Annotated in this window: 21 protein-coding genes and 1 pseudogene; 4 read left to right on the top strand and 18 right to left on the bottom strand. The window is 33.4% G+C overall.

The annotated features are described in order from the left end of the window. Positions 1-13: 13 nt before the first annotated feature. The 12 genes from ACSUE0_RS06360 to nhaC all read right to left on the bottom strand — a co-directional run bounded on the left by ACSUE0_RS06360 (position 14) and on the right by nhaC (position 13083). Complete coding sequence (locus tag ACSUE0_RS06360) at positions 14-343, bottom strand: thioredoxin family protein (RefSeq protein WP_042362004.1); 330 nt, start codon at positions 341-343, stop codon at positions 14-16. 134 nt (positions 344-477) lie between these two features. Beyond that, a complete protein-coding gene (locus tag ACSUE0_RS06365) occupies positions 478-876 on the bottom strand; it encodes an acyl-CoA thioesterase (RefSeq protein ID WP_119614407.1) in 399 nt (132 codons plus the stop codon). Positions 877-1017: 141 nt separating this feature from the next. Next, a complete protein-coding gene (locus tag ACSUE0_RS06370) occupies positions 1018-2001 on the bottom strand; it encodes a D-cysteine desulfhydrase family protein (protein WP_119614408.1) in 984 nt (327 codons plus the stop codon). 29 nt (positions 2002-2030) lie between these two features. Beyond that, entirely contained in the window at positions 2031-2552 is a 522-nt protein-coding gene (locus tag ACSUE0_RS06375) for a VOC family protein (RefSeq protein ID WP_119614409.1), read from the bottom strand. A 21-nt stretch (positions 2553-2573) separates the two neighbouring features. Next, positions 2574-3131 carry a GNAT family N-acetyltransferase gene (locus ACSUE0_RS06380; RefSeq protein ID WP_119614410.1) on the bottom strand — a complete coding sequence of 186 codons (558 nt, stop codon included), beginning with the start codon at positions 3129-3131 and terminating at the stop codon, positions 2574-2576. A 160-nt stretch (positions 3132-3291) separates the two neighbouring features. Continuing rightward, positions 3292-5325: a glucose-specific PTS transporter subunit IIBC gene (gene ptsG / locus ACSUE0_RS06385; RefSeq protein ID WP_119614411.1), complete on the bottom strand. Its 2034-nt coding sequence runs from the start codon at positions 5323-5325 to the stop codon at positions 3292-3294. 230 nt (positions 5326-5555) lie between these two features. Further along, complete coding sequence (locus ACSUE0_RS06390; protein WP_436956592.1) at positions 5556-6950, bottom strand: YfcC family protein; 1395 nt, start codon at positions 6948-6950, stop codon at positions 5556-5558. Positions 6951-7287: 337 nt separating this feature from the next. Continuing rightward, positions 7288-9030 carry a pyruvate oxidase gene (locus ACSUE0_RS06395; RefSeq protein ID WP_119614413.1) on the bottom strand — a complete coding sequence of 581 codons (1743 nt, stop codon included), beginning with the start codon at positions 9028-9030 and terminating at the stop codon, positions 7288-7290. An 86-nt stretch (positions 9031-9116) separates the two neighbouring features. Continuing rightward, on the bottom strand, positions 9117-9803 hold the full coding sequence (locus ACSUE0_RS06400) for an LrgB family protein (RefSeq protein WP_119614414.1): 687 nt from the start codon (positions 9801-9803) through the stop codon (positions 9117-9119). Continuing rightward, positions 9804-10190: a CidA/LrgA family protein gene (locus ACSUE0_RS06405; RefSeq protein WP_017723760.1), complete on the bottom strand. Its 387-nt coding sequence runs from the start codon at positions 10188-10190 to the stop codon at positions 9804-9806. It abuts the gene before it with no gap. Positions 10191-10550: 360 nt separating this feature from the next. Beyond that, positions 10551-11426 (bottom strand): cidABC operon transcriptional activator CidR, encoded by an 876-nt coding sequence (gene cidR, locus ACSUE0_RS06410; protein ID WP_017723761.1) that lies wholly within the window; start codon positions 11424-11426, stop codon positions 10551-10553. A 181-nt stretch (positions 11427-11607) separates the two neighbouring features. Next, positions 11608-13083 (bottom strand): Na+/H+ antiporter NhaC, encoded by a 1476-nt coding sequence (gene nhaC, locus ACSUE0_RS06415; RefSeq protein WP_436956595.1) that lies wholly within the window; start codon positions 13081-13083, stop codon positions 11608-11610. 337 nt (positions 13084-13420) lie between these two features. Between nhaC and ACSUE0_RS06420 the strand changes: the two are divergent. After that, a pseudogene (locus ACSUE0_RS06420) lies at positions 13421-13789 on the top strand (CHAP domain-containing protein); the annotation flags it as partial. 65 nt (positions 13790-13854) lie between these two features. Here ACSUE0_RS06420 and ACSUE0_RS06425 read toward each other — a convergent pair. The 3 genes from ACSUE0_RS06425 to ACSUE0_RS06435 form a co-directional block, all read right to left on the bottom strand. Continuing rightward, positions 13855-14829, bottom strand: coding sequence for an SMP-30/gluconolactonase/LRE family protein (locus tag ACSUE0_RS06425; RefSeq protein WP_119614417.1), 975 nt, complete (start codon positions 14827-14829; stop codon positions 13855-13857). Positions 14830-14959: 130 nt separating this feature from the next. After that, positions 14960-16243 carry a hydroxymethylglutaryl-CoA reductase, degradative gene (locus ACSUE0_RS06430; protein WP_119614418.1) on the bottom strand — a complete coding sequence of 428 codons (1284 nt, stop codon included), beginning with the start codon at positions 16241-16243 and terminating at the stop codon, positions 14960-14962. After that, entirely contained in the window at positions 16243-17397 is a 1155-nt protein-coding gene (locus ACSUE0_RS06435; protein WP_119614419.1) for a thiolase family protein, read from the bottom strand. The genes ACSUE0_RS06430 and ACSUE0_RS06435 overlap by 1 nt, the downstream gene beginning before the upstream one ends. A 103-nt stretch (positions 17398-17500) precedes the next feature. Between ACSUE0_RS06435 and ACSUE0_RS06440 the strand changes: the two genes are divergently transcribed. Beyond that, the gene (locus ACSUE0_RS06440; RefSeq protein ID WP_436956597.1) at positions 17501-18670 is read left to right on the top strand and encodes a hydroxymethylglutaryl-CoA synthase; all 1170 of its coding nucleotides are present in this window, start codon (positions 17501-17503) and stop codon (positions 18668-18670) included. Between the two features lie 285 nt (positions 18671-18955). Further along, entirely contained in the window at positions 18956-19048 is a 93-nt protein-coding gene (locus ACSUE0_RS06445; protein WP_119614636.1) for a type I toxin-antitoxin system Fst family toxin, read from the top strand. 463 nt (positions 19049-19511) lie between these two features. Here the strand turns inward: ACSUE0_RS06445 and ACSUE0_RS06450 are convergent, their stop codons facing one another. Further along, positions 19512-20045, bottom strand: a complete 534-nt coding sequence (locus ACSUE0_RS06450) for a methylated-DNA--[protein]-cysteine S-methyltransferase (protein WP_119614635.1) — start codon at positions 20043-20045, stop codon at positions 19512-19514. Positions 20046-20157: 112 nt separating this feature from the next. Between ACSUE0_RS06450 and ACSUE0_RS06455 the strand changes: the two genes are divergently transcribed. Next, positions 20158-20430: a YrhK family protein gene (locus tag ACSUE0_RS06455; protein WP_436956599.1), complete on the top strand. Its 273-nt coding sequence runs from the start codon at positions 20158-20160 to the stop codon at positions 20428-20430. A 166-nt stretch (positions 20431-20596) separates the two neighbouring features. Here the strand turns inward: ACSUE0_RS06455 and ACSUE0_RS06460 are convergent, their stop codons facing one another. Both ACSUE0_RS06460 and ACSUE0_RS06465 read right to left on the bottom strand, forming a co-directional pair. Next, on the bottom strand, positions 20597-21997 hold the full coding sequence (locus tag ACSUE0_RS06460; protein WP_119614633.1) for an MFS transporter: 1401 nt from the start codon (positions 21995-21997) through the stop codon (positions 20597-20599). 226 nt (positions 21998-22223) lie between these two features. Further along, positions 22224-22916 (bottom strand): alpha/beta hydrolase, encoded by a 693-nt coding sequence (locus ACSUE0_RS06465; RefSeq protein ID WP_436956601.1) that lies wholly within the window; start codon positions 22914-22916, stop codon positions 22224-22226. Positions 22917-22951 lie beyond the last annotated feature (35 nt).

The following is a 22951-nucleotide window of genomic DNA, read 5'->3' on the forward strand; positions in this document are numbered from 1 at the left end:
TACTTATCAAATTTTAGTTATCTAAACTTTGATACATTAAGTTCAATTGATGTTCAAATTGTTGCATATCAATGAAACGACCCTGGCGATGCATTTCTTTTCCATCTAGATATATCAAATCTACTGGTACAGTAAAGATAGATAATTCACCTGCTATCTCTTCTAACTCGCTTTGATTAACAATACCTAACGGTACGTTAGGAAAGTCCTTTACTATGTCAGCTATCTGTGGCAATACTGCATGACACACACTACAATTGTCCCTCATAATGTGTATTACAGCCAATGGATGTCGAGCTATAAAGTCATGAAATGAATCTATCGTTGTCAATGTTTGTTGCACGATTGAACACCACCTTTATTTTAATAAATTGAATATCATTATGCCTTGTTTATCTATAATGTAGCAAACTTTTTGCTTACTTATAATACCATACATGAACTCATTCAAATTCCTAACTAAACTAACTATTATTCTCACAGTATACTTTGAAAAACTTCTGGTAATTTTGTCACCTTTTGCTTTTGTAGGTCAAAAAACGTACCATTTTGATGACCTAAACAATGTACTTTGTCCTCAGACACAATCTCAAACTCAAATTCCCAACGCAATTTGCTCGCTTTTACAATGTAGCAACGGCCTATAGGTTTATCATGTATAGTTATAGGAGTTTTATATTCTGCCTCTGTTTTCATTAATATTGGTGAAATATGTTGATTCATCATATCAGAATAAGGCATATATTGGTTTATAAAATCCGTACGCAAATCTTCAAACCACCTGATATATACTATGTTACTTACGATACCCATGGCATCTATATCGTAACCATTCACTTCTATCGCTTTTTCTGACACTAATTTTCTAATGGTCATGACTCATTACGCTCCTTATATAATTACGTAGAATGCTACAACTCAATATTATAAATATAGTAATACACAAATTCACCAATATAAACTTCATCTGTAATACATTACTTTAACGCAAACATAATAATAGTTTTTAGTTTATTACTATTTATCCTGTATAATTTCAGGAAGCAATTCTTGAATACGCGTTCTTGTTGCCTTTGTGTAACCTTGTAATCCACCTGTATGAATAAATAAAATATTATTTTGATTATCGTAGCTACCAGCTTTAATTTCTTCTACTAAACCTCTAAAGGCTTTTCCTGTGTAGGTTGGGTCTAAAATAATCCCTTCTTGTTGGGCAATATCAATATAAAATTGCAATTCTTCATCTGTAGCTTGTCCATAACCTAGACCAATATAATCATCATTGATAGATATCGTGTCAAATGACGCTATACTATCATCTAAATGAGTTAATATATCGATTATTTTGGTTTTAAATTCATGCGCACTTTGAGTGACTGCGAACCCTGTGATATTTTTATTTAAGCCATGGCTTATATTACCGTACCAAAGACCAGCATAAGTTCCTCCAGAACCGACGGCTAAATTAATTGAATCGAATTGGACGTCCATCTCTGTTTCTTGTTCAACAATCTCATTAAAAGCGTTGATATAACCGTGAGAGCCTATCCAATCAGAAGCGCCTGCTGGTATAGCAAATGTCCGTTCTCCTTGTTTTTCTAATTCGTTTTGTAATGCTTCCATTGCTTCTTCTCTTGAAGCTGATGGCTCAATGATATGAATATGTGCCCCCAACATCGCATCTAAAAATAGATTTCCTTCAAACTCTGCCAAGTTACCTCGAAGTATTAAATGACATGTTATGTTGAATTGTGCACATAATGCAGCGGTCGCTCTTGCGTGATTTGATGTTATTGCTCCTGTTGTGATTACTGTATCATAACCATTGTCTAAGACGTATTGTAAAGTATATTCTAATTTACGCACCTTGTTACCAGAAATCTCCGTTCCAGTATAGTCATCTCTTTTAATATAAATATTTTTACCTAAAGTCTCACTTAACTGTTCTAATTTATGAATAGGTGTTTTCAAATTAGCTACATTTAATTTGTTTTGTAACATTTTTCTTTCCTCCATTTAGTCATATTTGCTTATGGCTCTGGTATAAAAACAGTTGCTTCACTATTGTCCGGGTAATAAAAACCATTCGGTACTGTTTGTAACTCAATTAAACTCCCCCATGGTGTTTTAATATATACTGTTTGATTACCTGCCGTATCTTCATATCTTGTATTACCATGTGGCTCAGATACTGGTATACCTCCAGCTTGTTTAACTTGAGCTAGTGTGTTATCAAAGTCATCCACATAAAATGAAATATGTGTAAATCCTATATCCTGTAAAGATATCGGATTATTTTGTGTAGCATGTTTAAATTCAAACATCTCTATATTAGGGCCATTATTAAATACCATCATTCTTTTTTTTATAATTACTGCCCCTTCTTCAATATTTAACACATGTTCAACATGTGGCCCTCCTCGCGGCTGGTCTGCTTTAGTCTGGCTATCATACGCAATTTTACCGTTTAAAGCTTCTTTAAAAAACTGAGTAGCACTTTCAATGTCAGGAACTGTTAATCCTATATGGTTTATGCCTCTAGTAAGTTCCATATACTCCCTCCTAATAACAAATTATCTTTGTCGCTGCTCAAATTGCTTTTTAAGTAGGACATATCTATTCATGTCTCTATAATTTTCACCATCAAAGATGTCTTCTACATCTGTAGCTAGAAAAGTAAATCCTGTTTTTTCAGCTACTTTGTTACTGGCTATATTTCTAACATCAGCTTTAATTATAAGTTTGTTAAGAGATAACGTTTCAAACGCAAAGTGACATAAATGATTAACACAATTTGTTACTATGTTTTTACCCGTATATCCTTCAGCTATCCAATAACCTACTTCAGCTTTATTATTATTATCTATTTTATGTAAATCAACAGTACCTATAAGTGTTGTTTCATAGTAAATTAAAAACAATCTCGCTTTATTGTCCGCATGTTGCTGAATCATCATTTTTAAATATGCACGTTCATCTTCAATCGTCACATCGTCTGTTATAAAATCTAAAAATGGTGACAAGTGTTTAAAGTTATTTTTAATTGTTCTATATAGTGATTCCGCCATATTTAATTCTGGTGGGACTAATGATACTTTCGACATTACACTCATTGTTGGTTTATATTTCATTTTTATCACCCGTTACTTTCTCTTTTCTTAACTCTAATAATATTTACAATTTCAGAATATTTCAACATTTTTATTTTCGTGTGAATTCCTGACATGATAAAAAAGCTCGAGACATATCTTATTATGCCTCGAACTCTTTTAGTTTTAATTTTATAATTTATTATTTTTGACTAATTTTCATAATTACTTCATCAATAGATACATTTTTTGCATCGATTGTTTCAATTGTACGATCTTCTAAATTTGTTATGATTAAAGGTGTTACGATACTTGGTGCGTTAGACTTAATATAGTCTAAATCAACCTTCATAAGTGGTTGGCCTTTCTTAATCGTATCTCCAGTATTCACGAGACTTTCAAAACCTTCACCATTTAACTTAACTGTATCGATGCCGATATGAATCAATAATTCTATACCGTGTTCAGATTCTAAGCCAATAGCATGTTTTGTCGGAAAGATTGTTTTAATGGTTCCATCAAATGGCGCTACAATTTCTCCATCTTCTGGAATAAAGCCTACACCATCACCCATCATTTTTTGAGCAAATACTTGATCAGGCACTTCTGATAAAGGAATAAGTTGTCCTTTACCCGGAGCATAGACCTCTGTATCTGAGACTTTATTTAATTGAACAGTATTTTCCTCATCTTCTTCAGTAATTGTAGTCTCACTAGGTTTTGTGATTTCACCTTTCATAATTAAGGACATATCATGTTTGATTTGATCAGATTTAGGTCCAAAAATTGCTTGCATATTATTACCTACTTCAAGTACACCTGAAGCACCTAATGCTTTTAATTCCGCAGTATCCACTTTACTTTTATCTGCTACTTCAACACGCAATCTCGTAATACATGCATCTAGGTGTTTGATATTTTCTTCTCCACCCATTGCATTTAAAACATTAAACGGTAATTCGCTTGCAGATGAATTCGTAACTTGCGCTTGTTTATCTTCGCGACCTGGTGTTTTGTATTTAAATTTAAGGATAAAGAATCGGAATACAAAGTAGTAAATCACTGCGTAGACCAGTCCTACAGGAATGACTAACCACCATTGTGTTTTATTAGGTAAGACGCCTAACAAGACATAATCGATAAATCCACCTGAGAATGTATAACCTAAATGTACATCTAGTAAATATAAAGTTAAGAAAGATAGACCATCAAGAATTGCATGAATTAAAAATAGTAATGGCGCTACAAATAAGAATGAAAATTCTAAAGGTTCTGTAATACCTGTTAAGAAAGAAGTTAAAGCTGCTGACCCCATTAGGCCAGCTACTACTTTTTTATTTTCAGGTTTTGCTGTGTGATAGATTGCTAAAGCTGCTGCTGGAAGACCAAACATCATAACTGGAAATTCCCCTTGCATAAATTTACCAGCTGTTAAATTACTACCTTCTTTAATTTGTTCAATAAATATACGTTGGTCACCGTGAATTATTTCGCCAGCTGCATTTTTCCAGGCGCCAAATTCAAACCAAAACGGTGCATGGAAAATATGATGCAAACCAAATGGAATCAACAAACGTTTAATAAATCCAAATAAGAAAACTGCGACCCCTGTATTTGAATCTAATAAACCTTCACTAAATGCGTTTAAGCCAGATTGAATACTTGGCCATATTAATGCCATTGGGAACGCTAATACAAATGAAGTTGTTGCCATCATAATCGGTACAAAACGTTTACCGGCAAAGAAACCTAAATAGGACGGTAGCGAAATATTATAGAACTTGTTATAACACCACGCTGCTAACGCCCCAATAATAATACCGCCAAACACACCCGTTTGTAATGTAGGTATGCCTAAGACACTTGCATAACCACTTGCTGCGTCGTTAACGTTGTCTGGCGTCACATGTAAAAACGCCCCCATCGTTTTGTTCATAATAACATAGCCGACAAATGCTGCAATTGCTGCAACACCATCTCCACCAGCTAAACCTATCGCAACACCCAAAGCAAATATCATTGGTAAATTATCAAATATACTGCTTCCAGCGCCTGCCATCATTTCGGCTACACTTTGAACACCAGCATTTTGAATAAATGGTAGATAGTGTTGTAGTTCCTCCCCTTGTATAGCTGTGCCTATTGCCAATAATAGCCCGGCAGCAGGTAAAATAGCGACTGGTAACATTAAAGCTTTACCTATACGCTGAAGCTGTCCAAATAGCTTTTTAAACATCTAAAAACATCCCTTCCAAAATATAATTTGATCGCTATTAGTGCGCAAAAAAAGGCATGAGCAAACAGACTATTCCCTATAGTCTTTCTGTTTGCTCATGCCTGCTTAACCAGTAACACGCAAAATAACGATATGTTTTTTTACATTATATAACGCTTTTATAAAATATACAATATAAATTTTAAATTTTAATTTGTATAAGCTTATACAATTGCGCTAAATAACTCGTGCTAATAGCCAACTATAAGTGCAATGGACATACCAATACAACAGATAATAATCCAAGCTAAAATAATCTTCCAAGCAAACTTCAACCATTGCGTATAGGTTATTTTACCTACCGCTAAGGCTCCCATCAAAATAGCTGACGTTGGAAATAATACATTACTAATTGCGTCACCGTATTGGAATGCTAACACTGTAATTTGTCTATTAATATCTAACAAATCAGAAATAGGTACCATTAAAGGCATTGTAGTCAAGGCTTGACCAGATCCTGATGGTATAAAGAAATTGAGCATAAACTGTAATATAAACATAGCAATAATGACTAAAGAAGATGGTACCCCCGCAAGTAACGTTGTCATCCCATGCACAATACTATCAATAACTTGACCATTTTCTAGAATAACAATAATACCTTTTGCAAATCCAACTATCATAGCACCAAACAGTATATCTTTCATCCCATCAATCATTGCATCAAATGTACCATTTAACCCAAGGCCACCAATGAAACCAGCTAGTAAACCAGCTAGTATAAAGTTAGCGCTCATTTCATTAAATGACCAACCATACGTAAATATTCCGTATACATTTAATATGATTACTATGACTATTAACCCTAAACCAACGGCTTGTCGTTTTGTAAAGCGCGCTGCTTCGATTACACTATTTTTGTGACTTTCAACTTGTTCTAATTCGTATACTAAAGATTTAGACATATCACGTTTTACAGAACGTGCATATAACATAACTGAAGTAATTGCAGCAATTAGAATAAATATATAAATAATGGTACGTAGGCCCCACCCCGAAAACATCGGTAATTCTGCCACTGTTTGTGCTACTCCTACAGTAAAAGGGTTTAACATTCCACCTATAAAACCACTTGCCGCTCCCAAAATAACCATTGCTGCACCGGTCAACGCGTCATAACCTAGTGTGCGTGCGATAATAATACCAATAGGAACAAAGATAATCGTTTCTTCTGCTAACCCTATTGAGAAGCCTAATATCGAAAAAATAGTCATAGTTAAAGGAATCATCAGTACTTTGTATGAACCTAGTGTTTGCATTGCTTTATTTACACCATTTTCAAATGCACCAGTTTTATGTACAATACCAAACGCCCCACCTACTAGAAAAATATAAAATACAATTTCTCCACCACTAAGAAGCCCTTCGGGTATAGCTCTAAAAATATCAAAGAATGATACGCCTTGTTGCTGAACTTGTTCATATGAACCTGATATAACTAAAGTTTGTCCATCTTTTTTCTCTCTTGCATACTCACCAGCAGGAATTAAATACGTCAATACGCTAGAAAAGATAATAATAAAGAGTAACAGTGCATACGTATGCGGTGTTTTTAATTGATTACCTTTAAATATTTTTTTAATCATTTTTACATCCTCTCCAATTTAACTACACTATGCTATAAAATAATCACTGCACTATAACTCCAAAGCGTTATTGATATATAATGCATGCTTTTCTACTTTTGTCTGAAAATTTAGTTAACTCTATTATTCCATAGTCTGGATTTTTATCAATATCTTAATATATAAAAAAAGAGCGAGACACAAACCAAAAGTTACTTTGGTTTCGTGTTCTCGCCCTATAAAATCACTTATATCGTTTATCTTTGTTGACTATCTTTCAATAAATTATCTCATCAACTTTTATTATTAAGAAATATTTTAAAGATCTATCTATAGCGACTAACGCCTTATTGTTATTTTAGAAGAAACGTTTTACTGCTGTTGACATTGGTGGCAATTCATCCAAGTCTAATTTTTTATCTTCAGTAATAGATCTAAACGCCCATTTACCATAGTTAATTGCCTCTTCATTTACAATTTTCCCTGGTAAAGGTGCTGCATTTTCATCTACATAAACATTAACAATCGTTGGTTTATTTTCAGTCATAGCAGCTTCAACGACTTCATCAATTCTGTTTGGATCTTTAAGTGTATAACCAACTCCGCCACAACTTTCAGCAAATTTTTCTAAGTCAATATCAGTGAAGTTAATAGCATATTCTAACTCACCAGCAGCTTGTTGTTCATATTTAATAAATGAAAGTTGTTCATTATTTAATACAAATAATGTCATTGGCAAATCATACTGCACTGCAGTTGCAAAATCTTGCATGACCATATCAAACGCACCATCGCCGATAATACCAACTACTTGGCGATTTGGATACTCACGTTTGGCAGCTATTGCAGTAGGTAACGCACAACCCATAGTACCTAACCAGCTAGAAATAATAAATTTATTATTTACTGTTAAGTTTAAATAACGCGTAGACCAAACTGTTGCTGTACCGACATCTATAGAGAAGATGGCATCGTCTGTTCTAACTTTATTTATAGAATGCATTAAACGTTCCGGTCTAATAGGTTTACTGTTATTAGCCATATCTTCAGCCATCCAAGCATCCCATGTGGCTTTTCTTTCTAATGTTTTATTTAAGAAGTCGCGATCCGTAACGTGCTTAGCCATATCAGTTAATTGTAGCAATGCTAGTTTGCTATCGCCAAGAATGCCCACATTAACATCAAAACGGTGTCCAATGTTTTCTGGATTTGTATCAATTTGTATTGCTTTGATATTTTTCTTTGGTAAATAATCTACATAAGGATAATTAGTACCAACCATAATTAATAAATCCGCATCTTGCATCGTTTGGTATGCTGTTTTAGTACCTATTTTACCAAGGTTCCCTATGTTATAAGGGTGTGCATCAGGCAGAACTGTTTTTGCTGGTAATGTTACAATCGTTGGTATCTTAAATGCTTCTATAAATTCACGGACTTCATCTTTTGCATGCTGTGCACCAGTACCAAGTAATACTACTGGTTTTTTACTTTTATTAATGAGTTTAGCCGCTTTCTTTATAGTATTTGGTTTTGGTGCTACACGAGCTGGTGGCGCAGTATCTACTTTTTGGTTAGTAGTGTCTTTAACTTTGCGCGTCAATAAGTTGTTAGGCAAGATTAAAACAGATACACCTTTTTTCTCGTAAGCTGTACGTATTGCTTCGTTTACAATTCCAAAGATATCTTTATCATTTTCAGTTACTTGATGTTTATATACTGCTACATCATCGACCATTTTATTAACATCTGTTTCTTGGAAAGCTTTTGTTCCTAAAGCAGTACTGTCTGTTTGACCTGCTAAAATCAATTGTGGCACATTATCCATTTTCGCATCGTACATACCATTTAATAAATGGATAACTCCAGGGCCGCCGATACTTAATGCGACACCGATTTTACCAGTTAATTTTGTATAACCCGCAGCAGCTAAACTTGCAACTTCTTCATGACGAACATGGACAAATTCAATATTATCTCTTTCCGTTCTTAAGCTATCAACCACTGCATCAATAGAATCACCAGGAATACCATATAAGTGATCAATATCCCATGCTTGTAATGCTTTCACTAATGCTTCATTCGCTTTAATTTTTGCCATTATCAAAATAGCTCCTTTCAATATTCAAGTTGATTTCCAATATTTTTAATTAACTTCGCAATCTATTATCACTAAATAGTATTCATTTAGTATAAGAAAAGGATCAGAATAGGTAAGATGATTGAACTTAGAACTGCTGTTAGTATCATTCCAATAGAACTAAATGCACCAGATTCTAAATCTATTTCTAATGCTTGTGCAGTACCAAAAGCATGTGAAGCATTTCCGTAAGTCAAACCTTTCGCAATTGAGGTTTTAAATTTACCTAACCTTAATAAATAAGAACCTAAAATACTACCAATCAAACCAGTAGTTACAATAAACATAACTGTAATAGTATCGATACCACCAAGTTGATGTGACACTTCTATGCCTACCGCAGCAGTCATTGACCTTGGTAACATTGTCACGATTACTTCTTTTGAATATCCTAAGATTTTTAATACACTATATACGAATATGAAATTTAACATCACTGCTGTCAGCACACTACTAAAAATAATACTCGCATTTTGTAGTATTTTATGGCGATTTTGATAAAGTGGAAATGCTAAACAAACAACAGTGCAATTCAATAAATAATGAATCCATTTTCCACCAGTCATATAATCTTGATAATCTTCATTAAATAATAGAAGTACAATAATAATTCCTATAGACGATATTAATGCTGGGTTTAAAAATGGCGTTTTATATTTCACCTGTAATTTTTTAGCACCTATAAACATAGCTAGTGTTAAAACAATCATTAAAAAGCCTTTTAAAAATATCATCTAATTTTGTCCATTCCCGTATCGCGCAGTTTTAACCATTTTCTCAGCTATAAAACCAGAAATTAATGCGACACAACATGTTCCTAATATAATCATTGAAAAGAATAGTATAAAATTCAAGTTAATATCAGACACGACATCCATAACACCAACTACTGATGGTACAAAGAAAAACACCATCGTTGTAAGGAAAAAGTTAGAGCCTTCACTGACCCATTTTGACGGAATTATTTTAAACTGTAATAAAAGGAAAAATACAAGTAATCCTACAATGCTACCTGCAATTGGTATATGCAATACGCTCTGAATTACATTGCCTATATAAGTGATTCCCATAATTAATAATACTTGCAGTAAAACTTTTGATACCTTCTTTGATATTTGCAATATTCATCATCCTTTATTGCATTATTATTTTAAACTTTATTGATTACATCTCTTAGTATAAGACTCCTAATCATATAATAAAAATATTGATTTTTAATATCACTCATTACTTTTATGAATGGAAGCGATTTATTTAATTATATTTAGCTATAAGTATTCCATATTAATTAATATTAATTGGAATCATGGTTATGAGAAATTAAATTTCTATTTGATAGATTATATATTTATTTAGATAAAAAAAGAGAGACAACGAAAACACAATGTACAAAATTGTTTTCGTCGCCCCACCTGCTATGAACAATGTCTTTTTAAATGAAACTTTCTTAAAAGTAGTGTGGTACTTTACAAATTATTTTTTTATAAACGTTCTTTCATAAATTCAATCCATTTTCTTGTTGCGTGACTAAGATATTTATCTCGCTTCCAAATAACTCCCAATTCCCAACGCATACCAGGATCATCAATTGTAATATTTTTAAAGCTACCGTCTAATAAATTCACAATATTTTCTGGTAATATGCTTACGCCTAAGTGTGCACTTAATAAATTCTCTATAAAATTCCATTGCGAAATTTTAGATATTGTTTTTGGTACATAACCAGCGTTTTTTGCCGCTTCAATAATTTTATCATTTAGATAAAAGTCTTCATTAAATAAGATAAAATCTTCATCCTTTAACATAGCCATATTAATCTGTTCTCTATTCGCTAGTCTATGTTCTTTATTTACTACTAATTTTAAGTCTTCTTGATAAAGTGGTATAGAGTGAAAAATATCTTGGTCTACGGGTATCGTTGTAATACCAATATCAATTTCGTCATTGATTAATTGTGTCTCAATCATTTTGCCACCTTTTTCAACAAGATTGTAGGTCACATTTGGATATTCTTGATGAAACTCTCCTAAGATATGTATAAACTTATTCATGTTCATTACTGCCGATAATCCAATACTTATATGGCCTGTTTCTAATCCTAACAAGCTATTAATTTCTTTTGGTAAATCTTTATATAAAGTTAAAATTTCCTTACATTTTTTGTAAAATACTTTTCCAGCATCAGTTAATACGAGTTGTCTCTTACTACGATCGAAAAAAGTCATATTAAGTTCTTTTTCTAAATCTTTTATTGCTTTGCTAATCGTAGGCTGAGCAATATATAGTGATTTTGAAGCGTTAGTCATTCCTTTTTGATCTACGACTTCGACAAAATATTTCATATGTTTAATATCCATATATTTACACCTCTACTTGAAACATAATTAATACTGTACAGTATACGTATAATTTCTAATAATTCAATCACATACTTTATATAGTCATTCACAAACTTACAGTATAAAAATCAGAGCGGAACACCTATTATGTCCCGCTCCTTCATAAAATTTACAGCTATTACACTATTGTATTTATGCCTTATGCTAAATTTGTATCATTTGGTTGAGATTGTTCCGATTGTTCACTCTCTGTTTCCTCTAAACCGATAATTTTAAAACCGATATAACCAAATATAATCGAAATGATTGGTACAGTATAATTTAAAATAGCAAACGGCGCATATTCTACCACTGAAACGCCTAAAGTTGATGCAATAAAGACACCACATGTATTCCAAGGTACGAACACAGACGTCAATGTTCCACCATCTTCTAAAGCTCTAGATAGATTTTTCGGATGCAGTTTCTTATCTTTAAACGTATTTATATACATGCGCGATGGCACGATAATTGATATATATTGTTCAGAACAGGTAAAGTTTGTTCCAATACACGATACAATAACGGACGCGATCAATGATCCCGTAGATTTAGCCACTTTTAAAATAACAGCAATTAACGCTGTGAGCATACCAGAATATTCCAGGACACCTCCAAAGGTCATTGCAACAAGTGTCAGTGATATCGTATAGAACATTGATTCCAATCCACCGCGATTGAACAATTCATCTACTAATTTATTGCCTGAATCAATTGTATAACCAGTTTGCAGAGCTGTAAGTGCTTCTGTAATAGAGCCACCTTGTAAAAATATCTGTGCAAAGAACCCTAATATAATACCTACACAAATTGCTGGTATTGCAGGCACTTTTACTACAACGAGTGCAATTACAATAATTGGTATAAGTAATAGCCATGGTGTAATTAAAAAATTATCTTGCATCGTCGCAAGAATGTCTTTTATGTTTTTTGCGTCAAAATTTCTTCCACCAAAGCGTTGTCCTATAAAGAAAAAAGCAATTAATGAAATAACTAATGCTGGAATCGTCGTATAAAACATATGCTTTATATGTGCAAACAAGTCAACACCAGTTAATCCAGAAGCTAAGTTCGTAGTGTCCGATAGTGGGCTCATCTTATCACCAAAGTATGACCCGCAAATCACTGCACCAGCAACCATACCTGGTGATATACCCATACTAATGCCAATACCCATCGATGCGACCCCCACAGTCGCCATCGTCGACCAACTACTGCCTATAGCTAAAGCTACAATGCTACATAAGATAATAACAACTGATAAAAAGTATCTTGGGTCTATTAGTTGTAATCCATAGTAAATCATTGTAGCGACTACACCACTGCCTATCCACGATCCTATTACCAATCCTACAAGTATAATGATTACGATTGCTGGTAAAGCATGACGAATCCCCTTATACATCATTTCTTCAACTTCACTAAATTCATAACCGTGTAACATTGTAATTAATATCGCTACAGCTGTTCCTATTAATAAAGGAATATGCGGTTCCTTTTCTAATACTGCAACTGTAAAAAGCATTGCTGCAATCATCGTCACTAACGTAACGATTGCCGAAACAAAACCTAACGGCTTTTTCACCTTTTGCTTACTACTATTGTCTTTAGTGTTTCTACTAAAAATAATAGCCACCTCCTTTGTTAGTTAAATCATACTCAAGTTGAGAAACACTTTCAATACTCCCTTTATTATTTAAATTTATATTTAATTTTAATTTTTATATTCACTGAATTACATTAATTATAATTTGAAAATATCTGCTACAGTTTTTCTTCAAGTATTTGTTGAGGAAAATTATAGTTGTATGGAATATATTTCAAACATATTAAAGTTATTTGTAATAATAGTTTATCTTATTGTACTTTTTGCTCTAGCTACTTATGATAAATATATAATTTAAAAAATGTCTGGAGTAATGTATGAATATTAAAAAAACATAGTAAACACATTTATTGCGACTACGATACTTATGACTGGGACAATAACCTTCCAAACAACACATGAAAATCAAACTGCTAATGCAGCAGTTAATTATTATAGTAAAAATCAATGTACATGGTATATATTTAATAAAAGAGCGAGCGTGGGTAAACATGTACCCAATGGTTGGGGCAATGCTAAAAATTGGTATTACAAAGCAAAAAATAGTGGATATCGTATAGGTAGAGTACCCGCGAAGCGAGCAGTAATGCAATCAACTGTTGGCACATATGGACATGTTGCTTATGTAGAAACTGTTTATAAAAATGACAGTATTAAAGTATCCGAATATAATTACAATCGTCCTCTAGCTTATGGCACAAGAATATTAAGTAAATCAGCAGCTGCCAAATATAACTGTTTTCTTCTAAAAAAAACGTTGATTTGCAGCTTTTTGTTGCAAATCAACGTTTCTTTTTTATTTTATTGAAATTGATAGCTTTGGTATCCTTTAGCAAATCCTTTAACTGTATAAATCCAAGAACCACCATCATTTTCAATATCATTTGAACAAATAATCAACTGATCTGTTCCGGGTATAAACGCTGGGTGGGTCGATCTCAACATATGGCCCGAGTCACGACCAGGAATCAATATTTGACCTATTGGGTATCCTCTCTTATTAAATACTAGAACTCTTCCTTGACCATACATAGCAACGTATAAATTATCATCACTATCTATACAACATGAATCTGGACCTTCATGCCCTGTGAAATAATAAGGAATAGAAGCACCAAAGGGAGCAATCGTAATACCATCTTCTAATAACTCTATGCGATGTAATCGATTTGCATTCGTTTCAGTAACCCAAAGTATTTGTTCATCAGTGCTAAGTGCAACACCATTAGCAACTGCAAGATTTTGTATCACAGGAGTGATTGACTTAAAGTCAGGTGAGACATAATACACTCCACCTTTAGGTTTCGTCGAATAACCTCTAAAATCCGTAAAGTAAAATCCACCTTTACTATCAAATACTAAATCGTCTACACAATACTCTGTTTTAATATCTGATACAATTTCCTGAATTTTATTGCCGCTTCCATCAACAGCGTAAATACCACCTGAACTATCAAAATCACCTAAATAACATACAAATAAACGTCCGTCTTTATGTATTTTAACGGCTGCTGGATTTTCTTTATGTGATTTTAATAATTGTGTGATTTTTTTGTCAGGTAGGGCTACATGAAAAATAGTTCCCCCAAAGACTTCGCAAAGTACTAAGTCTCCATTTCTATCGAAGCAAAGCCCTTCAAGTTGTAATCCCCTATCAGAAACCTTTAGCCATGGTTCAGCCGTAATGGTTTGTATACCTTGTTCATGAGCAAGAATAGGCACATCACTTTTAGCATTTCCCGTATATGATAATCCAGGTAATTTTTTATTTTCCATTAATCAGTTCCCCTTTCTTCACTTTCTTTATATTTTAATTATATGAGAATCATTTTAAAAATCATTATCAAATTTATTTATATAAAAACCCCTAAATGAATTAAAGAATTTATTTAGGGGTTAGTTTATATTATTGTTTTTGTAATCTTAATTCTTCTAAGAGTTGTTGTGCAACTGCTGTATTGGCACGATCTTGTGTTTTCAAACGTTCTGCTACTTGAGCAATTTCTTCACCTTGAGCTCCTACAACAATTGCTAATGATTTATATTGTAAACTCATATGACCTTGTTGAATACCTTCAGAAACCAAGGCACGACATGCAGCAAAATTTTGAGCTAATCCTACAGCAGCAACAACGTGACCCAATTCTTGTGCAGAATCAACATTCATTAATTCTAATGATGCTTTTGCGATTGGTAAAACTTTTGTACCTCCGCCTACAGTAGCCAATGTCATAGGCACCTCAATTGCCCCTACAAGCACTTGTTTTTCTTCATTATAATGCCACGTAGCTAGACCACGATATTGACCGTCTTTACTTGCATATGCATGCGCTGTCGCTTCAGCACCACGAGTATCATTACCTGTTGCCAACACTACAGCGTGGATACCATTCATCACACCTTTGTTATGTGTTGCCGCACGGTGTATATCAACTTGAGCTAATACAGATGCGCGTTCCATTCTTTTGGCAACATCTTGACCATCACGACCACCTTTTGATAATGCATCAACTGTAATCTCTCCTTGTACTTTAACGACAGAAGCAGTGGCATGATTAGATAAAATACTCATCAATATATCAACATGCTCTATTTCATTTTTTAAATAGGCTGTTATACCTTCTAAGATGGTATTTAACATATTTGCACCCATTGCATCTTTAGTATCTACGTAAACTTTTAATGACAATAAGCCCTCATTAGGGAATGTATCTATTTCAATTTTACGAAAACCACCGCCACGCTCAATTATTGAAGGATACACTTCATCCGCAATACGTTTCATTTGCGGTTCAAGTTGTTGCAGACGTTGCTCTAAAACTGTTGTATCTGTCACACCGTCAAACACAATTTGACCAATCATTAAACGTTCACTAGAAATAACTTTAAAGCCTCCAGTTTGATTTACAAGCTTTGCCCCGTAACTAGCTGCAGCAACTACTGAAGGTTCTTCTACCATCATTGGTACAACATATGATTTATTGTCTACGTTTATCTCAGGTAATAAACCTACAGGTAATGTCCCTTGTCCAATGACATTTTCAATAAGACTATTCGCAATCTCTTCTGAAATTAAAGGATTATTGAGTAACACATTTTTATTTTCTTCTGATAACCAGCCTTTAATTACTAACTCCTCTAACTTTTCTGTTCTAGACAAATGACGAAATGTCTTACCTAATGATTCCATTAGTTATTCTCCTTTTCAATTTGGATTGCAATTCCTAAACCGCCGCCGATACAAGCAGTTGCTATGCCTGATTGTTTCTCTTCTTGAGCTAAAATATTAACTAAAGTTGTAACCAAGCGTGTGCCACTTGCTCCAATTGGGTGACCTAACGCAATCGCACCGCCATATAGATTCAACTTATCTTCAGATATACTTAAATTATCTCTCACAGGAATACTTTGTGACGCAAATGCTTCTGTCATTTCTATTACGTCAAAGTCATCGATGACTTTATCTGTCTTATCTAATAATTTCGTCACTGCATGATATGGTGCATAACCCATATATTCAGGATCACAACCAATTTCGGCATGTTCTCCTACTATAGCTAAAATTTCATAACCTTCTTGTTTCGCATATTCAGCATCCATTAAAATGATTGTAGAGGCACCGTCATTAATACTAGACGCATTCCCACCTGTTACAGTGCCATCTTCTTTAAATATTGTTTTTAATGTACTTAATTTCTCTACACTACTATTTCCACGAATACCTTCATCCGTAGTCATCATTTCTCCATTTACATCTTTTAATGGAATGATTTCATTATTAAATTTACCTACTTCTGTCGCTTGTTGTGCTTTTTGTTGAGATTCGTTAGCAAAATAATCCTGTGCTTCACGTGATACGTTGTACTTTTCCGCAATTTTTTCAGCTGTAATTCCCATAGGTACGTTTAAAAATGCGTCAGTAAGACCATCATGCATAAAGCTATCTATAGGTGCTTCATCATCATTAAACACTAACTTAGGTGCGTTTGTCATGCTTTCTACACCACCTACAGCTACTACTTTAGCTTCACCTAATTGGATTAATTGCTTTCCTAAAATAATAGACTTTAAGCCTGAGCCACACACTTCATTTATGGTCATAGCTGGTGTTGTATTTGGAACACCAGCATGGATCGCTATTTGGCGAGCAGGATTTTGACCACTGCCACTTTGTAATACATTACCATAGATAACTTGTTCTACTTTCTGTGGAGCTATGTTAATCGCTTTCATCGCAGCTTCTAATGTCTTTGTTCCCAGTTCAACTGCTGAATATTTACTTAACTTTCCTCTGAATCTTCCTATTGGTGTGCGTTTTGCACTTACGATTGCTACTTTATTCATTATTAGTCTCCTTTATAGCTCTTTTCAAATAATTGTATTTTATGCGTATGATTTGGTATGATACAGTTGCTTATTTATATATAGAAAGGTGTCGATACGCTTTATGACAGTCGGTATTGATCAAATTAATTTTTATGTTCCAAGATTTTATGTAGATATGGCTAAACTTGCCGAATCACGTCAAGTGGACCCAAACAAGTTCTTATTAGGCATCGGCCAAACTGAGATGTCAGTAAGTCCTATGAGTCAAGATATCGTTTCGATGGGTGCTAATGCTGCAAAAGCCATCGTGACAGAAGAAGATAAAAAACAAATCAGTATGGTTATTGTTGCAACTGAATCTGCAATAGATTCAGCAAAAGCTTCAGCAGTGCAAATACATAATTTGTTAGGTATTCAGCCATTTGCTCGTTGTATTGAAATGAAAGAAGCTTGTTATGCTGCAACACCAGCTATCCAATTAGCTAAAGATTATTTAGCGCAACGCCCAGATGAAAAAGTACTTGTCATTGCAAGTGATACTGCGCGTTATGGTTTAAATTCTGGTGGCGAACCTACACAAGGTGCTGGTGCAGTTGCTATGATGATATCACAAAACCCACGTATTCTTGAACTAAATGATGACGCAGTTGCTTTCACTGAAGACGTATATGATTTCTGGCGTCCAAGCGGACAACCTTATCCACTTGTAGATGGTGCGTTATCAAAAGATGCGTATATTCATTCATTCCAAGAAAGTTGGCAAGAATATGCACGTCGTTACAATAAATCACTAACTGATTTCAGCTCTTTATGCTTCCATGTACCATTTACTAAAATGGGCAAAAAAGCACTTGATTCAATTTTAACAGATGACATAGATGAAGAAACTAAATCGCGCCTAACTTCTGGTTATGATGCGGCTACTTATTATAATCGTTATGTAGGTAACATCTATACAGGTTCTCTATACTTGAGTTTAATCTCATTATTAGAAACGCATGATTTAGCTGCTAATGACACAATTGGTTTATTCAGTTATGGTTCTGGATCTGTTGGTGAATTCTTTAGTGGTAAAGTTGTTGAAGGTTACCAAGATGCACTTGATATTCAAGGACATAAAGATTTACTAAACAACCGGACAGAAATTTCAGTTGAAACATATGAAACTTTCTTCAACCGTTTTGATAATTTAGAATTTGATCACGAAACTGAATTAGAAAATGAAGAAAATGCAATTTTCTATCTTGAAAGCATTAACGATCATATCCGTAATTATAATACCTTAAATTAAGTTTTAAATCACTTATTCTTATCTCTTTATAAATTAATATGAGGCTGGGCAAAATTTTATTTGTCCCAACCTTAACCATTCGTTATATCTGTATAAAATGAATATATAGATATATCATAGAGTCGAATCCAACTTTTATCAAAGTAAGACACATTATTTTGCTCATGAACTTACATAATTCAAAGTATTGGAAGTGGATCTGCTTACGTGTTTACAAACGGTACAATAATAGAGTCGCCTATCTCTCAGGCGTCAATTTGACGTAGAGAGGATACTTATAAAGCTATGCTTATTTTCGTTCACATCATAGCGCCAGTCATCAGTGACTATGCCATTACGTATTTTACTTATTGGCTAAGTAAACGCAATAAAAAGTAGGCGACATTAAGCCACACCAACAAAAATCCCCTCACTACTCGCAATAGTGAGGGGATTGGTGTATAAGTGAATACTTATTTTCGTTACATACATTATAACATCATAGTTTAGGGTGATGCAAAAATGAAATTAAAAATAAAGGAATGATCGTTTTGAGTAAAAAACTTCCGCATTTATTACTTTAACTTGTTATGCTTTATCTAACATACATTCACAACTCAAGGACATTGGACCTGCTATACTTAACCTCAGAAGATAGATGGTCAACTTGCTCCTTTGCTATGAAAGGACGACGAAAAATTTTTAATTAAATCAGTTTTCTGTCCCTCTCCTAATTTTATTCTCAATAGCTAATTTAAAATACGTTACTATATGCTTAATTCATTTTAACTTTATGGTTTATTTTCAAATTTTCATTTATACATATTTTATTTTTTGAAAATGCAAAATAACAGTACCAAACTCACGGTTTGGTACTGTTTTTAGGTTTGTAAAACTGAGTCATATCTAATTGTTCTAATTTTAATAATTCAATTTTAGTGTCAATGCCACCACCATAACCTGTTAAACTTCCATCTTTGCCTACAACTCTATGACATGGAATGATAATAGAAATTGGATTACTTCCAACTGCCCCGCCTACAGCTTGAGAAGACATTTTCTCTTTACCTCTTTCTAGCGCTACTTTTCGGGCAATATCACTGTAAGTTACCGTTTCTCCATGTGGTATTTCTAACAATATTTTCCAAACTGTCTCTCTAAAAGGAGTCCCTATAACCTTCAAAGGAAAATCTATTTTAGGTTTATTTCCTGAGAAATAGTTATCTAACCAACGTGTAGCTTTTTCAAATACTGGTTTATTTTGTTTTACTAATTTATCATCATAATGTGATTCAATGTCTTGATGGTTTGGTAACCACAAACCTGTAATACTTTCTCCGTCAGAGGTTAAGGTGATTTGGCCAATCGGTGATTGATAAGTTGTTTTATAATACATAATATTCCGCTTCCCCCTTTTAATTTGCTATAATCATAAAACTTTATTTGTTTTATGTAAATACTTAAGGGTATGTACAACTCATATAGAATTTAACTCTAGGAGGTTCTAAGTGAGTCACTTCAAACACGACGACAAAAGTATAGAACTTAATTTTCATAAAAATCCAAAATCCGACCGTATTACATTAATTTATAAAGCGCTCTACCAATTAAATGATATTATCTTAGGTTTGGTATTCCTATGTGGTAGCTTTTTATTTTTCAACAGTTCAACTGTAACAACTGGTACTGTATTATTCATTATAGGCAGTATTCAAATGACTATAAGACCTTTGATTGCATTTACTCACGATTTACATTTAGCATTTAAGCATAAATTATAAATTAAGGTAAAGAGGATTAGAGAAAATAAGTCTTTGACTATCTATTTCTCTTCTCCTAATGGTTAACATCTTAACTTGAAGCTATTTACATGTTAATCATTGAATTCATAAGTATGTGCGTTATATATACCTATCACCCATACCATTTATGCATTGATTAAATAAATTAGCTTGTTTTCAATCTAGTTTTAATCTTCCTAGTTGGAATGATCAGCGCACTCGCTAACACACCACAAACAACTAAACATGTCCCTACGATAAAACCTATGCTTGCCGCTGCTTCTATGCTACGGCCACTTTGTATTACAGCTGTATAAATAGAGGTCATAATTGCGATGCCAAATGCGCCACCTAGTGTAGATCCCATTTTAAAAATACCTGATGCTACTCCTACTTTTTCAGCTGGTGTAGTTGATACAGCCGTACTTAGAGCTGGCGTTGCAAACAAGCCGGTTCCTCCTCCAAAACATACTGCCCCTATTAACGCTACAATTATATATATAGATTTATCAAAGAAAGTAAAACTAAACAGTAATATGCCTAAAGCTGTAAAAATCGGACCGATAACCATTGCACGTTTTGCTCCAAAACGTTTAATACTTTTTTCACCTAATCGAACAACAAGTAATAATGTAATTAAATAAGGTAAAGTGAGCATACCAGCCTGGAATGCACTCAGTTTCAATCCACCTTGTGCATACATGTTAAACAAAGCGATAACACCTACACCCGTATTCAATAAAAAGTTTGCTAACACTGCGCCAATATATGGTCTATTTTTAAATAATTCTAAATCAATAAAAGGTGTTTGTTTGGACTTTTCAAATTTATAAAATACAAAAATACACACGAAAAATAGTAAACTTAAGACTAATGTAGGTGTACTTAACCACCCAATTTTATAACCTTGTGTAATCACAAAACTAATACTTGCAATCATAATCACAAATATAATAAGCCCTATATAATCAAACTGATTAGACGTTGATTTAACTAATTTACTTTCAGGTAAATTGTTCAACAAGAATAACGCCAAAAGAGATAAAATAATAGATAATACAAAAATCGATTGCCACGATATAAATGTTGCCATTGCACCTGCGAAAAAAGAAGATAAACCAGTACCACCAAATGCACCTATCGACCAATAACTTAACGCTTTTTGTCTCTCATCACCTTCAAAAAAGTCATTTACTATTGAAATTGTGGCTGGCATTATAATAGCTGCTGAGAGTCCTTGTACTACTCTCCCCATGAGTAATAAAACAACATTTCCAGAAACGATTAACATAAGCGAACCTATAATACTAAGTATCAATGCGATTCTAGTCATTTTCACCTTACCAAGTTTATCTGAAAAATTACCCGCTACAACCATAAAAACGCCAGTAACAAATGAAGTTAAGCTAATTGAAATATTAACTATATCTGGACTAGTACTAAATGCTGATTGTATCTTTGGCCCTATATTTAAAAAAGACTGCGCAAAAAGCCAATAAGTTAATATAGATAATACAATGCCAGTCAATAACTTACTTCCCGAAAAATTTTTAGTGTTTTCTGTCATAAAAGCATCCCCTATATTTAAATATAAATTCAATCAATATTTATAAAAATTCAAAACATCAATCAACGCTATATCCGAAGCGTCATATTTCACTATTAGATACATGCTTCTCTCTTTTATAAATACTTACACTATAAATGTTATCACTTTTTTAATATAAAAGTGCTGAATTTAGTTTAATTTAAAGAATTTTCTGATAATATAGGCGAAAAACTTTTTCATTTAGTCAAAATAGTTTCTTAATTGCATGTTTGAAATATTTTTTAAAGTAATATTTACGATGTATTCCTTTTCTATTAGTTACATAGTAAAACATTGATTGTTCAGATATTAAGAGTTCGTTTAAAATATCGACGCCTTGTTCTGTTTGTGAAACCATACTTTGAGTTAAAAGTTTATTTTGCTTTCCTTCTAACTCTCCTACATACCAGTACACATGGCGTGGCTGTTTAAGTATTTCATGCTCTCTCATATATTTTAAAAACCCAGGATACCACATTGATGGAGATATTAATATATAGCTACCAAAAACATTCTTCTCCGTTAAAAGTCCATACAATGATACTAGCCCACCCAATGACGCACCTGCGATAGCTATATCTTTATGTTCCTTGGAAATACTGAAACATTTTTTCAAATACGGTAATAATTCATTAGCTATCCACTCTAAATAATCGTCTGCCTTACCATCATATTCAATTCCATTTACGTTTGTGTGCCAAGGTGTGTAGTCTTGCTTTCTGTCTTTAGGAACAACCCCTGCAAACACTACGTCTTCCTTTACATCTTTAAATAAATAATCGCCATCTTGTACTATAACTAGTGGATAAGACTTCCGTTCAGTCTTAAAATAGTTTTTTGGTAGTTTTATTCTTATCTCATGATCTTGAAAATAAATACTTAATATACTTAAATTCATTTCACATCACCTCACTTCAAGCATTAAAACTGAGA

The sequence above is a fragment of the Staphylococcus sp. AS1337 genome (assembly GCF_051408735.1).
Lineage (GTDB): Bacteria > Bacillota > Bacilli > Staphylococcales > Staphylococcaceae > Staphylococcus > Staphylococcus xylosus_B.